The following is a 12750-nucleotide window of genomic DNA, read 5'->3' as shown; positions in this document are numbered from 1 at the left end:
AGTGGGATCTGATATTAATTTATTTTTAGCTTTTGGAGCAGGCTTTTTAAGTTTTATTTCGCCATGTACACTGCCTTTGTATCCTGCATTTTTATCTTATATAACAGGCATGACTATGGATGAGATCAAGAACGATAAAAAAGTCATGCAACGACGGGGCATGTTCCATACATTATTTTTCTTATTAGGATTTTCAACTATATTTATCGCACTCGGTTTCAGTACATCATTCTTTTATGAGTGGTTCATCCGCTATGATGAATTGATCCGCCAAGTGGGCGCGATTTTTATCGTGTTATTCGGATTGATGATCGTTGGGGTCTTCTCACCTAAATTACTGATGCAAGACCGCAAGTTCTCGTTCAAGAACCGTCCGTCCGGCTTTTTAGGGACATTTATCATCGGTTTGGCGTTCGCAGCTGGTTGGACACCTTGTACAGGTCCGATTACTGCCGCTATTTACGCTCTTGCTGCGACCAATCCTGGGTCTGGTGTCTGGTATATGCTGGCCTATGTACTCGGTTTCGCCATTCCATTTTTCGTTCTGTCCTTCTTCGTGACACGGATGGGCTGGCTGCGCAAGCATAACCGCAAGATCATGAATATCGGCGGTTATGTTATGATTGGAGTCGGCATCCTGCTGTTTTTCGATGGCATGACGTATTTAATCCGGATTCTGAGCCCGTTCTTCGGTGATTTTCAAGGATTTTAAAATGATAGTAAGTAGGTGACAAAGATGGAAACCATTTCAGCGATAGAAGAATACCAAGCTAAAATTGGTCAAGAGCAGTCGTTTCTGCTTTTTGTCAAAACGGATAACTGCTCAGTCTGTGAAGGTTTGCGTCCCCAGGTCGAAGCATTCGAAAATGACTACAAACTGCCATTCCACTTGGTCAATGCCGCAGAGGTACCAGAGCTGGCAGGCCAGCTGATGCTGTTTACAGCACCTGTTGTCCTGTTGTACCGGCAAGGCAAGGAAATCCATCGATTTGCCCGGTTCGTACCGATCGAAGAGTTGCGCCGCAGATTGGATGAGTTGGAGGGGAGTTTAAATGCTTGATCAAATCCCCACTGAAGTGTATTTAATCATCACTACCATTGGTGCATTGGCGATGGGGTTGTTCGCAATGTTTGTCCGTTCGAAATCTGCAAAAAAACCGGCCTCAGTCAAGAAAATCATTCTTCCACCGTTTTTCATGTCAACTGGTGCATTAATGTTCATCTTTCCGTTTTTCCGGGTTGCGCCTCTGCAGATCTTTGAAGCATTGGCGGTCGGCATCCTATTTTCAACTGTTTTGATTTGGACTTCCAAGTTCGAAGTCCGTGACGGCGATATTTATTTGAAGCAATCGAAAGCATTTGTTTTTATTTTGTTCGGGCTTCTGCTGGTTCGCGTAATTGGAAAAGTGGTGTTAAGTTCAAGCATCGATATCGGAGAACTGGGCGGCATGTTCTGGATCCTGGCATTCGGAATGCTTTGGCCATGGCGGCTCACCATGCTGTGGCAATACAAAAAAATCGCTTCAAAGGATAAAAGCGCTATTCCCATTTAAGGGAATGGCGCTTTTTACTGTTCGAAATATTGTTCGTACGGACGGACATCAATCTCCATCTCGGCCAATTTTTTTCTTAAGAATTTATGGTCACGTTTCGGAGTTGCCAGGATGTAGCCGCGGATGATATGTTCAAGCTTCATCTTTTTGACTTTTTCTTCAAGCATCACTTGTCCGATTCGGCCAGCGATTTTTTGCTTAGCCACCGGGCGGAATAAATCAGGAACCGGCTGCACCAACTCATTTAACATCGCTTTTTCTTCATCGCCCCATAAATGAATGGTTTTATCGACGTAATATTCTTCCCAGTTCAGATCCGAAAGACCATCTTCTTTCGGCATGGACTTGAGGAATTTTCTGAACATGAAATATCCCCCGATTGCGAAAAGCCCTACCAGCACGACTACCCAAAATAGGATAAACCATAAAAACCAGCCACTTAGTTCCATATTGTTTCACCTCATTTTTCCATTACTTCTATTATAGAAGGCTTTGTAAAGAAATTCATTAAAAATGTATCTCTTTTTCTGAACTATGTCTATATAGCGAATGAAAGGAGGTGAGAAACATGGCTTTTAGTGAATTTAAAAACGCCAGCATTCGCTGCACATACGACAACGGGTTGGATGCCAATGGCAAAGTGAAACGCAAATTCAAGTCGTACCACAACGTCAAAGAAACAGCAGCTGCAGAAGGAATCTTCGAAACGGCAGCCGTATTGACGAACTTCGGAACCAAGACATTGATGGATATTGAGAAACAATCCGCAACGTCGATCTACCAATAATCAGCATAAGGGGGAATAGGAAATGGCTAAAACATTGGAATTGATTTTTACGAATATTGAAGGGAAAGACGTTACGTTGACCGTGGATGAGCCGCGTGCCAATGTCACAGATGCGGAATTGGCAGTTGGAATGCAGGCAATCATTGCCCAGGATATCTTTGAGGTGGAAGGTTCACCACTCGGTACGATAAAAGGTGCACGAATCGTCGAACGGAATATTGTGGAGTACGAAGTATAAGCAAAAAGCTCTCCTGATTCGGGAGAGCTTTTTTTAGTTAGAAAGGAGTGAAAACAATGGCTGAGTGGATGCAATGGATTCAGGAACTCGGATTCCCCATTTTTGTATCTTTTTATTTGATGCATCGTGTGGAGACGAAATTGGTCGCCATTCATGATGCATTGCTTACATTGAAACTGTCCTGACTTCACAAAATCGTGACAATGGCAGTGGAACGTGTATTGTGAAGATTCTACACTTTCGCTATGATAAGAATGATGAAAGAGTGGAGGCAATTTTTATGCGATATATTTCTTTGTCAGTTTTGCTGAGTTTGGCTCTATTGTTATCGGCATGCGGCAATTCTGCGATAGACGATTTTTCCTTTACAGACCACAGGGGAGAACCGGTTACTTTAGAGGATCTGGAAGGTACACCTTGGCTCGCAACTTTTGTTTTCACAAATTGCGAAACGGTTTGTCCGCCAATGACGTTCAATTTAAGCGGGATCCAGGAAGAGCTGGAAGCAGAAGGTTTGCAGGACTATAAAATCGTAGCATTCAGTGTGGACCCGAGTGTGGATACACCGGAAACGATGCAGACGTATTTAGCCCAGTATTCGGTGCCGGATGAATCGAAATGGCATTTGCTTACCGGCTATACACAACCGGAGATAGCGGAGTTTGCGAAAGATAATTTCAAATCCTTTGTCCGCAATGATCCCGAAAGCGACCAGGTCATACATGGTACGAGTTTTTATCTAGTGGACCAAGAAGGGGTTGTCGTCAATAATTACGATGGCTTCGAAAATGTACCAGTGGAAGATATTAAAGCTGATTTACGGAGTTTAATTGAAGAAAAGTAAAAAACCGGTCATAGACCGGTTTTTTCTTTGCCCAAAAGATCTCTGATTTCGAGAAGGATTTCCTGGGTTTTGTCCAGCACTTCCGGCTCTTCGTCGGCAGGTATGTCTTTTTTGCGTTTCATCTTGGTGAAGATGCGGATAACCATGAAAATCGAGAAAGCAATGATGAAAAAGTCGATAATGGATTGGATAAATAGGCCATAGTTCAAAACAACATCATTGAACGTATAACTCCAATTCTCCACACTGATTCCACCGACCAAAATTCCGACAACCGGCATGATGATATCTTCCACCAAAGAAGAAACCACTTTACCGAAAGCGGCGCCAATGACTACTGCTACAGCAAGGTCAAGGACATTCCCCTTCAACGCGAATTTTTTAAAGTCTTCCCACATATAACTCACCTCCTGTTTTCAACTAGTTAATCATATCATAAGAAATTTAATATAGTAGACGAATTGGGTTTTAGATTGCCGGCTATTCATCAGGAAACGGCAATAAAATAAAGTTTATGCTACACTTAAACAAATAAAAAATAGGTGTGGAGAAATGAAAAAGAAAAAATTACCAATTAGGTGGAAGCGTAAGATTGGTTGCCTGATTCTTTTTGTACCGGCGGCTATAGTCACGATGACAATCGGAATCCTTGTTTTCGCGATGGTCAATTCCGCTTCGGTATTCGATACCATCAAAGAAGCACCCAGCCACTTAGTGGAGCTGGAAGTTCCGGAAGAATACATTCCGCTCTATAAAGAAGCGTCAGATGCCTACAGCATTCCCTGGACTTTACTCGCTGCCCATCACCGGGTTGAAACAAGGTTTTCGAGAATGGATCCATTGTTGTCTCCAGTGGGAGCAGAAGGGCATCTTCAGTTTATGCCCTGCACTTTTGTGGGGTGGAGCCATCCGACCTGCTCGGGAAAAGGCCAAGGGGAAATCAGTGAAGAAGATAAGACAAACCTTGATGTGATTGCCTATTATGGAGGTTATGGAGTCGACGGCAACGGAGATGGCATTGCGGATCCCTATAATTTAACGGATGCCTTGTACAGCGCTGCGAATTACCTGTCACAGAATGGTGCCGCCGAAGGGGACTTGGAAAGCGCAATTTTCCAGTATAATCATAGTGAAGAGTATGTCGCTGACGTGTTGCATTATTACAATGTGTATGAAGAAGAATACAATTGAACGCAAAAAAAAGAGTGGACATTGTCCACTCTTTTTTATTAGGCTCTCCGGCCTTTTCTCATAGATCCCATAATCAGGCTAAGAACGAATACAAAGATCAAAGCACCGATTAATGCTGGGATAATAGCTACGCCCCAAACGACTGGACCTAGGTCTCCAAGAATCAATCCACCTAACCAAGCACCTACGATACCTGCAATGATGTTCCCGATAATGCCGCCAGGTACATCTTTACCAAGAATCATACCCGCGATCCAACCGATGATACCACCCATAATCAAATATAAAATAATACCCATTTTTTCCAGCTCCTTTTCGAATGTAATGAATAATTGCTACACTCTAGGTATAACCAGATTCAGGACATTTGAAACATAAACGGGCAAAAAAATTATAAAACTTGTGCGCCTAAGGTTGTAGTGAAGTGCCGCAGAGCCCAGTCGTGGCCTGCCTGATCGAAGCTGGCAACGCCTTTTTCATGGATGAAAATTTTGTAACCTTTGTTGTAGGCATCGACTGCCGTATGCAGTACGCAGATGTCCGTACAGACGCCAACAATGTGCAATTCCTTAATATTCCGTTCACTCAACAGCAGCTCCAGGTTGGTGCCGGCAAATGCGCTGTACCTCGTTTTGTCCATCCAGATGATGTGGTCAGCATTCGCTTTATAGACTTCCGCAAGGCGGCCGTAAAGCTCTCTTCCAGCAGTCCCTCTTATATTATGAGGAGGAAAAAGTTTTGCCTCCGGATGGAATGCATTGGTTTTTTCATGCAGATCGACCGGCATTACCACCAGTTCTTTCTCGGTTAGAAATTCCTCTGTCAGTCTGCAAATCGTTTCTTCAATCGCCTGTCCAGGCTTTCCGCAAGTCAGTGCTCCGTCATCCGCAACAAAATCCACAGTGTAATCGACAACCAACAATGCTTTTTTCATGTGATCCACTCCAATCCTTTTCTTGATTATAAACCTAAATCATTCCTTACTGAAAGCAACAATCCTTGCCATAGGACTTAGTTTTCAGTATAATCAGACTATTATATAAAGAAGGGGTGGTCCTGATGCAATATGAAAACGTAGAGAAACTAGATCGGCAAGCAATGATTTTTGTGGTGATCCATACTTTGCTCATTTTCAATTTTGCTTTGGATTTCGGTTTTTTCTTATGACCGGAAACCAAAAACAGCCTGTCCCGATATTCCGGGACAGGCTGTTTTAATGTGAACCTCTTTTCAGGCGAACCAAGGAATCCTTAAGGATACGTGATGCCGAGTCGAGCGAGACACCCAGAATTTCCTGGATTTCCTCAAGATTTTTGTGCTCAACAGAATAGAGGTAGTGGACATAAGCGAAACGGATATCACCGGATCGCATCGGCATGCCGACAAAAGCGGAAAGCGCTTCAGTGTAATCAGACAATGATCCCATCTGGAACATCGTGTATTCGTTTTTCACTTTGGACGACAGCAAATATGGCGTGCCACGGAATACGGCGCGTTCAATCCCGTCAAGCATGACTGGAATCTCCTTGTCCGAAAATTTCAGGAGACATTGATAACCGTCTTTCTTTTCGACCACCAATGCCAGTTTTCCATTGCGATCATCAAAATTATCCACATCGATGGCCACCATATCGCGCAGCCGAAGCCCGCGCAAATATAGGATATAGAGGATCTTGGCATTCAATGATAAATGATCCGCCTCAAGTACGGCGTCTTTTTTCTTCAATAGGTCTTCATAGTCCAAATAGATATCGGAAGGTGTCAAATCAAGTTTTTCACTGAATTTAAATTTAGGCATGAAATCGTTCGGAATGCGTCCGATCTGCCACATATAATCAAACCATCTTCTGATATAGATCAGTTTTCGGTTCAAGGTGCTGTCTTTAATGCCGGATGCATGCTGATCCTGCAAGAACTGCTGGATATCGGAAGGGCGGATGTCATGCGGCTCCACCGGTTTTTTATAGGTATGCCGAAGAAAAGCGAAGAGCGAGCGGATCAATTGGACTTCATGGACAACCGTGTTCGGGCTTATGCCGTTGTCCAACCGGAATTTCTCATAACCGTAAGGCATCGTGCGTCACCTCTTCTAAGGAATTTCCTTAAATTATACCATTAATTCAGTCAAATAGAACGTATTTTCCCTTATTAGGCAAGACCGGAGAAAACTGCCGATTCTGGCTATCGGAAAGCTGTGGTGACAAGGCAGAATGTGTTGTCTTTCATGTATATAATTCGGATAGATTAGGGTATGTTAATAGAGATAGGCATTTAGATGAAATGAAGGTGGATATTGAGATGTTCAAAGAAGACAACGCAAAAATCAGAAACCAGATTCTTCAGGCAGTAGAGGGGTTGAGTGACGAAAAACTGAACCAAAAACCGTCAGCAGAAGAATGGTCGCCAATTCAAATTCTGGATCATCTTCAATTAATGGAAAAAACCATTGCGAGGGGGGTGTCCCACGAACTCACGAAAGAAGACAGCCACAAATCGATCAAAAAACCGATTGGGTTGACTGTCAGCCGGTCGTTCAAAGTGAAGGCACCGAAACATGTGGTGCCGACTGAAGAATTCGTTACGCTCGAAGAGATGAAAGAGCGTTTGAACGCTTCACATAATTTATTGTATGAAGTGTATGCAAGCGCCAGCTCTGAACAGTTAAAACAGAAATCGATGGATCATCCGGTGTTTGGAAAAGTGCCGCTCTTTCAATGGTTTCCATTTGTCGGATTGCATGAAAAGCGGCATTTCAAGCAGCTGGAAAAGACATTAAGCAAACTCGATTGATTCGCAGAATAGTCATTCGAAAAACTTATCACAATGTATAATTTTAATGTAATTTACTTATGCTCCCACTTTCGGTATGATGGAAGAGGAGAAAAGCGCTGTCACGAGCCTTTTCAGAAGATTCAAAGGAGGAACACACAAATGGCAAAGAGCAGTTTGCACAACAGCCGCACTTCTTTTGAGCTAAATGGCAAAACGTATAACTATTATCGTTTAGCAGCATTAGAAGAAGCAGGAGTCGCTAAAGTATCACGCCTCCCTTATTCAATTAAAGTTCTATTGGAATCCGTATTGCGTCAGCATGACGGATATGTGATCAAAGACGAGCACGTTGAAGAATTAGCAAAATGGGGCAAAGATGCCAACAAAGAGGCAGAAGTTCCATTCAAGCCTTCACGCGTTATCCTTCAGGATTTCACTGGCGTACCAGTAGTCGTCGATTTGGCTGCACTTCGTTCAGCAATGGCTGAAATGGGTGGAGACCCGAACAAAATCAACCCTGAAATTCCAGTGGATCTTGTAATTGACCACTCTGTACAGGTTGATAACTATGGAACAGAAGATGCACTTCGCATCAATATGGAACTTGAATTCGATCGTAACGCTGAGCGTTACCAGTTCCTTAGCTGGGCTCAAAAAGCTTATGATAACTACCGTGCGGTTCCACCTGCAACTGGTATCGTTCACCAGGTAAACCTTGAATACTTGGCAAACGTTGTCCATGCAGTTGAAAATGCAGATGGTACATTCGAAACATTCCCTGATACATTGGTCGGAACAGATTCACATACGACAATGATCAACGGAATCGGTGTTCTTGGATGGGGCGTTGGCGGCATCGAAGCTGAAGCTGGCATGCTCGGACAGCCTTCTTACTTCCCAATTCCAGAAGTTATCGGAGTTAAAATGACTGGCGAACTTCCAAACGGTGCAACTGCTACCGATTTGGCGTTAAAAGTCACTCAAACATTGCGTAAAAAAGGCGTAGTTGGTAAATTCGTTGAGTTCTTCGGCCCTGGCGTTACAACATTGCCGCTTGCTGACCGTGCAACAATTGCCAACATGGCTCCAGAATACGGCGCAACTTGCGGATTCTTCCCAGTTGACGACGAAGCACTTGATTACATGCGTTTGACTGCACGTGATGCAGAACAAATCGCTGTAACCAAGAAGTATTTGCAGGAAAACGATATGTTCTTCACTGTTGAGAACGAAGATCCGATCTACACAGACCTTGTGGAAATCGACCTTTCTGAAATCGAACCAAACCTTGCAGGACCGAAACGTCCACAGGATTTGATTCCTTTATCTCAAATGAAACCTGAGTTCAACAAAGCTGTAACTGGCGAAGAAGGACCACACGGTTTTGCACTTGATGCAGCTGAAATCGAAAAAACTGCAACAGTTAACTTCAAAGACGGCAGAAATGTTGATATGAAGACTGGTGCTTTGGCGATTGCAGCAATCACATCTTGTACAAACACTTCCAACCCATACGTAATGCTTGGTGCTGGATTAGTAGCGAAAAAAGCAGTTGAAAGAGGATTGACTCCACCTGCTTACGTGAAAACTTCATTGGCTCCGGGATCTAAAGTTGTTACGGGTTATTTGAACGATTCAGGTTTGTTGGATTACATGAACCAAATCGGCTTTAACCTTGTCGGCTACGGCTGTACAACATGTATCGGTAACTCGGGTCCATTGCTTCCTGAAATCGAAGAAGCGATTCTGGACAACGATTTGCTGGTTTCATCTGTATTGTCAGGTAACCGTAACTTTGAAGGACGCATCCACCCGCTTGTAAAAGCTAACTACTTGGCATCTCCAATGCTGGTTGTTGCTTATGCACTTGCTGGTACAGTGGATATCGACTTCGCAGTTGAGCCGATCGGCACAGACAAAGACGGCAAAGACGTCTTCTTTAAAGACATCTGGCCATCAACCGAAGAAATCAAACAAGTCGTTAAAGACACAGTCACTCCAGAATTGTTCCGCAAAGAATACGAGCACGTATTCAATGAGAACGAAGCATGGAACGCGATTGAAACGAACGACGATTCTTTGTATGAGTTCGATGCGACATCAACTTATATCCAGAACCCGCCATTCTTTGAAGGTCTATCAAAAGAGCCGGCTCCGATCCAACCGTTGGCTGACCTTCGCGTAGTTGCGAAATTCGCAGACTCGATCACGACTGACCACATTTCACCAGCTGGTGCCATCGGCAAAGATACGCCAGCCGGACTATACCTTCGTGAAAACGGCGTAGAGCCACGTAACTTCAACTCTTACGGATCTCGTCGCGGTAACCACGAAGTCATGATGCGCGGAACATTCGCCAACATTCGTATCCGTAACCAGGTAGCTCCAGGAACAACTGGCGGTTACACGACTTACTGGCCAACTGGCGAAACAATGGCAATTTACGATGCTGCCATGAAGTATCAGGAACAAGGCACAGGACTTGTGGTCTTGACTGGTAAAGACTACGGCATGGGCTCTTCACGTGATTGGGCTGCTAAAGGTACATTCCTTCTAGGCATCAAAACAGTCATCGCTGAAAGCTATGAGCGTATTCACCGTTCAAACCTTGTAATGATGGGCGTTCTGCCATTGCAATTCGTTAACGGCGAAAGCGCAGATTCTCTTGGATTGACTGGACACGAAACCATCAGCGTCAACTTGTCTGATGACGTGAAACCACGCGACGTCCTTACTGTTACAGCTACTGCTGAAGACGGTAAAGTGACTGAGTTCAAAGTATTGGCACGTTTCGATTCCGAAGTGGAAGTGGATTATTTCCGCCACGGCGGCATCCTGCAAATGGTGCTACGCAACAAATTGTTAGAAGTATAAGAAAAGCGTAAGCTCCCATCGAATCTGGGCGCTGGAGTCTTTACAATAAGTCTCCAGCTGAAAGTTATATTTTCATAATGTAGAAAATCTACACAAAAAGGCTGCCGGGAAATTTCCCGGTAGCCTTTTCTGTTATATAAAGAAGAAATATCTTGTATACTGGTAAAGAGGTGAAATGGACATGTACATAAGCGAAAAAGAAATAGAAATCCGTTACGCGGAAACCGATCAAATGGGGGTTGTCTATCATGCCAACTATATTATTTGGCTGGAAATCGGCCGCACCAAACTGATCGAAGACTTGGGATTCACGTATGCGGGCATGGAGAAAGATGGCTACTTGTCTCCTGTGACCGATATTTCCATTCAATATAAAGCGGCTCTCCGTTATGGACAGAAAGCCTATGTCCGAACCTGGGTGGAGGAACACGGACGCCTGCGGACCAAATACGGCTACGAAATCGTCCATGAAGACGGTGCGATTGCCGCAACCGCAACATCCGAGCATGTAGTAGTCAAAAAAGAGTCGTTCCGTCCGGTTTCCATCAAGAAAATCTATCCGGAATGGCATGAGAAATACGAAGAGATCAAAAAGCAGGCTGTCGATGGCGTTCGGAATTAAGCGGGACGAGCTGGAGCGCTGGAAACAGGGAGTCGCCAACGGACAGATTTCATTTTTGACCCATTACTGGGTGGATGAGCGCTTTCCGGGATGCAGTACGGTCACCAAAGTCGGTTGCTGCGACTTGGATAAGCTGGAGACATGGGGCAAGCAGTACGGTCTGCACCGTGAGTGGATGGATTTGCGCGGCAATTACCCCCATTTTGACTTGTTCGGCGATCGCCAAAAAGCAATCCTGCAAAATGAAGGCCAACTGGAGCAACTGAATAAACTGCAAAATAAAAAAGCATGAATTATTCATGCTTTTTTATTTTGTATATGAATAATCAAGTTCGTGTAAGTCATCATTGACGCTGACCTGTAGATTGTGGCCGTCAAAATACCAGACATCGGTTTGTTCAATAAAGTAGGTGACTTGGTCCTGTTCCACCTGGACAGCCATTTCATACGGCTGATCTTTGGTTACACCCAATGAAAATCCAGGCTGCAGCTTGCTGGAACCGCCGTAGCGGACGAAAAAGCGAACTGCTTCTCCCGGAGCCACTTCCATTTCTTTTTTAAACCAATCGAGTGCGTCTTGACTGATGTTAATCTGCATATCACACGTCCTTCCACTGGGTTTACCAGTTGATTTTTGGCTCAGTTCCGGCTCGGATCCGGGAAATATTGGCACGATGGCGGAAAATGATGAACAAAGCCAGAATGTAGATGACAATCATAAACAGGTAATCTCCCGTGTAGATCCCATAAAAAGTCGTATAGATGATGAAAACGACAGCCAGGATAATAGACGACAACGACACCATTTTCGTGATCTTCAAAGCGATGAGCAGCACTGCCACCGCCATGATAAACAATGGCCATTGATAGCCAAGAAGGATACCGCCTGATGTCGCAACTGCTTTGCCGCCTTTGAATTTAGCGAACACCGGATAGATGTGACCAATGACTGCAAGAACTCCAAGCAGCAGCGGATGAATGTCAGTTGCGATATAGAGGGGAATCAGCGTTGCAGCCGTTCCTTTCAGGATATCCAGCAGCGTGACAGCAATTCCGGCTTTCTTCCCGAGGGTCCGGAATGTGTTGGTAGCGCCTAAATTTCCGCTTCCTTGTGTGCGGATGTCCGTGTTGTAAAATAGTTTCCCGACCCATAAGGCAGACGGAATCGAGCCGAGCAGGTAAGCGAGTAGAATGGGAAGCAGTATAGTCATCATGAACTCCTTTAAAACAACCTTATTTTGTAGTATCAGTTTACCATGACTGAAGTTCTTTGAACAATAGATGGCAAATTATTCAACAGGCAGGACGAATTCGTGTATGATAGAATAAAAAGGACAGGTGATGATCTTGAACAATCCTAGCCGTGAAGAAATCAAAAACGTACTCGACAATGCGAAAACAATTGCTGTAATTGGCCTCAGTCCGAATCCGAGCCGAACTTCCCATATCGTCTCGCAATCCATGCAACGTGCCGGTTACCGCATCATCCCAGTCAATCCGCAAGCAGATACTGTGCTGGGTGAAAAAAGTTACGCCTCTTTGAGTGAGATTCCAGAAAAAGTGGATATCGTCAATGTTTTCCGGCGAAGTGAGTTTTTAGAAGATATCGCTGAAGAGTTCATGAAAATCGATTGTCCAGTGTTCTGGACACAATTAAATGTAGTTGATGAAGACGTATTCAATCGCTTGGCTGATGCAGGTTACACAGTCATTATGGACCGTTGCATCAAAGTGGAACACGCCATTCTGAAATAAGGCATTACTGCTAAAGGGCGCTCAGCGCTCTTTTTCTATGAAGTTTGACAGATGCCTACAAAATAGAATACGATTAAGAGAGATTATTATGCGAACAAATGTTTGTTGGAGGGA

At 44.2% G+C, this 12750-nt stretch carries 20 protein-coding genes; 13 read left to right on the top strand and 7 right to left on the bottom strand.

What is annotated here, in order from left to right:
- Position 1: 1 nt before the first annotated feature.
- Genes K8U60_RS11980 through K8U60_RS11970 form a run of 3 tightly spaced genes read left to right on the top strand, consistent with a single transcriptional unit; the run spans position 2 to position 1553 of the window.
- Positions 2-712: a cytochrome c biogenesis CcdA family protein gene (locus K8U60_RS11980; protein ID WP_317851927.1), complete on the top strand. Its 711-nt coding sequence runs from the start codon at positions 2-4 to the stop codon at positions 710-712.
- A gap of 24 nt (positions 713-736) precedes the next feature.
- Entirely contained in the window at positions 737-1060 is a 324-nt protein-coding gene (locus K8U60_RS11975) for a thioredoxin family protein (RefSeq protein ID WP_223639253.1), read from the top strand.
- Positions 1053-1553 (top strand): CcdC family protein, encoded by a 501-nt coding sequence (locus K8U60_RS11970; RefSeq protein ID WP_223639250.1) that lies wholly within the window; start codon positions 1053-1055, stop codon positions 1551-1553. Before K8U60_RS11975 ends, K8U60_RS11970 begins: the two co-directional genes overlap by 8 nt.
- A 14-nt stretch (positions 1554-1567) precedes the next feature.
- On the opposite strand, the gene K8U60_RS11965 is transcribed toward K8U60_RS11970, so the two are convergent.
- Positions 1568-2002 (bottom strand): DUF2621 domain-containing protein, encoded by a 435-nt coding sequence (locus tag K8U60_RS11965; protein WP_142827912.1) that lies wholly within the window; start codon positions 2000-2002, stop codon positions 1568-1570.
- A gap of 119 nt (positions 2003-2121) precedes the next feature.
- Here K8U60_RS11965 and K8U60_RS11960 point away from each other — a divergent pair, with 119 nt between their 5' ends.
- The 4 genes from K8U60_RS11960 (at position 2122) to K8U60_RS11945 (ending at position 3422) form a co-directional block, all read left to right on the top strand.
- The gene (locus K8U60_RS11960; protein WP_223639232.1) at positions 2122-2340 is read left to right on the top strand and encodes a DUF1659 domain-containing protein; all 219 of its coding nucleotides are present in this window, start codon (positions 2122-2124) and stop codon (positions 2338-2340) included.
- 22 nt (positions 2341-2362) lie between these two features.
- Positions 2363-2578, top strand: a complete 216-nt coding sequence (locus tag K8U60_RS11955) for a DUF2922 domain-containing protein (protein ID WP_223639229.1) — start codon at positions 2363-2365, stop codon at positions 2576-2578.
- Between the two features lie 56 nt (positions 2579-2634).
- Entirely contained in the window at positions 2635-2763 is a 129-nt protein-coding gene (locus K8U60_RS11950) for a YvrJ family protein (RefSeq protein WP_142827916.1), read from the top strand.
- A 95-nt stretch (positions 2764-2858) separates the two neighbouring features.
- Complete coding sequence (locus K8U60_RS11945) at positions 2859-3422, top strand: SCO family protein (protein WP_223639226.1); 564 nt, start codon at positions 2859-2861, stop codon at positions 3420-3422.
- Between the two features lie 8 nt (positions 3423-3430).
- Here K8U60_RS11945 and mscL read toward each other — a convergent pair whose 3' ends face one another.
- Complete coding sequence (mscL, locus tag K8U60_RS11940) at positions 3431-3820, bottom strand: large conductance mechanosensitive channel protein MscL (RefSeq protein WP_223639223.1); 390 nt, start codon at positions 3818-3820, stop codon at positions 3431-3433.
- A 154-nt stretch (positions 3821-3974) separates the two neighbouring features.
- On the opposite strand from mscL, the gene K8U60_RS11935 reads away from it, so the two are divergent.
- Entirely contained in the window at positions 3975-4613 is a 639-nt protein-coding gene (locus tag K8U60_RS11935; protein ID WP_223639207.1) for a lytic transglycosylase domain-containing protein, read from the top strand.
- Between the two features lie 38 nt (positions 4614-4651).
- Here the strand turns inward: K8U60_RS11935 and K8U60_RS11930 are convergent, their stop codons facing one another.
- The 3 genes from K8U60_RS11930 to K8U60_RS11920 all read right to left on the bottom strand — a co-directional run bounded on the left by K8U60_RS11930 (position 4652) and on the right by K8U60_RS11920 (position 6687).
- Entirely contained in the window at positions 4652-4912 is a 261-nt protein-coding gene (locus K8U60_RS11930; RefSeq protein ID WP_223639204.1) for a GlsB/YeaQ/YmgE family stress response membrane protein, read from the bottom strand.
- Between the two features lie 92 nt (positions 4913-5004).
- A complete protein-coding gene (locus K8U60_RS11925) occupies positions 5005-5547 on the bottom strand; it encodes a cysteine hydrolase family protein (protein ID WP_223639201.1) in 543 nt (180 codons plus the stop codon).
- A 279-nt stretch (positions 5548-5826) separates the two neighbouring features.
- On the bottom strand, positions 5827-6687 hold the full coding sequence (locus tag K8U60_RS11920) for a tyrosine-type recombinase/integrase (protein WP_223639198.1): 861 nt from the start codon (positions 6685-6687) through the stop codon (positions 5827-5829).
- 224 nt (positions 6688-6911) lie between these two features.
- Here K8U60_RS11920 and K8U60_RS11915 point away from each other — a divergent pair, with 224 nt between their 5' ends.
- The 4 genes from K8U60_RS11915 (at position 6912) to K8U60_RS11900 (ending at position 11173) form a co-directional block, all read left to right on the top strand.
- Positions 6912-7403 (top strand): DinB family protein, encoded by a 492-nt coding sequence (locus K8U60_RS11915; RefSeq protein ID WP_223639195.1) that lies wholly within the window; start codon positions 6912-6914, stop codon positions 7401-7403.
- A gap of 141 nt (positions 7404-7544) precedes the next feature.
- The gene (gene acnA, locus K8U60_RS11910; RefSeq protein ID WP_223639192.1) at positions 7545-10259 is read left to right on the top strand and encodes an aconitate hydratase AcnA; all 2715 of its coding nucleotides are present in this window, start codon (positions 7545-7547) and stop codon (positions 10257-10259) included.
- Between the two features lie 181 nt (positions 10260-10440).
- The gene (locus K8U60_RS11905) at positions 10441-10881 is read left to right on the top strand and encodes an acyl-CoA thioesterase (protein ID WP_223639393.1); all 441 of its coding nucleotides are present in this window, start codon (positions 10441-10443) and stop codon (positions 10879-10881) included.
- Positions 10865-11173 (top strand): hypothetical protein, encoded by a 309-nt coding sequence (locus tag K8U60_RS11900; RefSeq protein ID WP_223639189.1) that lies wholly within the window; start codon positions 10865-10867, stop codon positions 11171-11173. Before K8U60_RS11905 ends, K8U60_RS11900 begins: the two co-directional genes overlap by 17 nt.
- A 15-nt stretch (positions 11174-11188) precedes the next feature.
- Here the strand turns inward: K8U60_RS11900 and K8U60_RS11895 are convergent, their stop codons facing one another.
- Complete coding sequence (locus K8U60_RS11895; RefSeq protein WP_223639186.1) at positions 11189-11479, bottom strand: HesB/YadR/YfhF family protein; 291 nt, start codon at positions 11477-11479, stop codon at positions 11189-11191.
- A gap of 22 nt (positions 11480-11501) precedes the next feature.
- Complete coding sequence (gene plsY / locus K8U60_RS11890; RefSeq protein WP_223639390.1) at positions 11502-12092, bottom strand: glycerol-3-phosphate 1-O-acyltransferase PlsY; 591 nt, start codon at positions 12090-12092, stop codon at positions 11502-11504.
- A gap of 130 nt (positions 12093-12222) precedes the next feature.
- Here plsY and K8U60_RS11885 point away from each other — a divergent pair, with 130 nt between their 5' ends.
- Complete coding sequence (locus K8U60_RS11885) at positions 12223-12636, top strand: CoA-binding protein (protein ID WP_223639183.1); 414 nt, start codon at positions 12223-12225, stop codon at positions 12634-12636.
- The last annotated feature ends 114 nt before the right edge of the window (positions 12637-12750 follow it).

Source organism: Planococcus circulans, from assembly GCF_020023385.1.
In the GTDB taxonomy this organism is placed as follows: Bacteria; Bacillota; Bacilli; order Bacillales_A; family Planococcaceae; genus Planococcus.
Note: the sequence above shows the minus strand (reverse complement) of the source record. Positions and strands in the feature narration are given on the sequence as shown.

What these genes read in the sequence shown, in the direction of transcription:
- K8U60_RS11905 (WP_223639393.1), top strand. Translation starts at nt 10,441, where the DNA reads ATGTACATAAGCGAAAAAGAAATAGAAATCCGTTACGCGGAAACCGAT.
- K8U60_RS11935 (WP_223639207.1), top strand. Translation starts at nt 3,975, where the DNA reads ATGAAAAAGAAAAAATTACCAATTAGGTGGAAGCGTAAGATTGGTTGC.
- K8U60_RS11965 (WP_142827912.1), bottom strand. Translation starts at nt 2,002, where the DNA reads ATGGAACTAAGTGGCTGGTTTTTATGGTTTATCCTATTTTGGGTAGTC.
- K8U60_RS11930 (WP_223639204.1), bottom strand. Translation starts at nt 4,912, where the DNA reads ATGGGTATTATTTTATATTTGATTATGGGTGGTATCATCGGTTGGATC.
- K8U60_RS11895 (WP_223639186.1), bottom strand. Translation starts at nt 11,479, where the DNA reads ATGCAGATTAACATCAGTCAAGACGCACTCGATTGGTTTAAAAAAGAA.
- mscL (WP_223639223.1), bottom strand. Translation starts at nt 3,820, where the DNA reads ATGTGGGAAGACTTTAAAAAATTCGCGTTGAAGGGGAATGTCCTTGAC.
- K8U60_RS11950 (WP_142827916.1), top strand. Translation starts at nt 2,635, where the DNA reads ATGGCTGAGTGGATGCAATGGATTCAGGAACTCGGATTCCCCATTTTT.
- K8U60_RS11970 (WP_223639250.1), top strand. Translation starts at nt 1,053, where the DNA reads ATGCTTGATCAAATCCCCACTGAAGTGTATTTAATCATCACTACCATT.
- K8U60_RS11975 (WP_223639253.1), top strand. Translation starts at nt 737, where the DNA reads ATGGAAACCATTTCAGCGATAGAAGAATACCAAGCTAAAATTGGTCAA.
- K8U60_RS11885 (WP_223639183.1), top strand. Translation starts at nt 12,223, where the DNA reads ATGATCTTGAACAATCCTAGCCGTGAAGAAATCAAAAACGTACTCGAC.
- K8U60_RS11955 (WP_223639229.1), top strand. Translation starts at nt 2,363, where the DNA reads ATGGCTAAAACATTGGAATTGATTTTTACGAATATTGAAGGGAAAGAC.
- K8U60_RS11900 (WP_223639189.1), top strand. Translation starts at nt 10,865, where the DNA reads ATGGCGTTCGGAATTAAGCGGGACGAGCTGGAGCGCTGGAAACAGGGA.
- K8U60_RS11920 (WP_223639198.1), bottom strand. Translation starts at nt 6,687, where the DNA reads ATGCCTTACGGTTATGAGAAATTCCGGTTGGACAACGGCATAAGCCCG.
- K8U60_RS11915 (WP_223639195.1), top strand. Translation starts at nt 6,912, where the DNA reads ATGTTCAAAGAAGACAACGCAAAAATCAGAAACCAGATTCTTCAGGCA.
- K8U60_RS11960 (WP_223639232.1), top strand. Translation starts at nt 2,122, where the DNA reads ATGGCTTTTAGTGAATTTAAAAACGCCAGCATTCGCTGCACATACGAC.
- K8U60_RS11945 (WP_223639226.1), top strand. Translation starts at nt 2,859, where the DNA reads ATGCGATATATTTCTTTGTCAGTTTTGCTGAGTTTGGCTCTATTGTTA.
- plsY (WP_223639390.1), bottom strand. Translation starts at nt 12,092, where the DNA reads ATGACTATACTGCTTCCCATTCTACTCGCTTACCTGCTCGGCTCGATT.
- K8U60_RS11925 (WP_223639201.1), bottom strand. Translation starts at nt 5,547, where the DNA reads ATGAAAAAAGCATTGTTGGTTGTCGATTACACTGTGGATTTTGTTGCG.
- acnA (WP_223639192.1), top strand. Translation starts at nt 7,545, where the DNA reads ATGGCAAAGAGCAGTTTGCACAACAGCCGCACTTCTTTTGAGCTAAAT.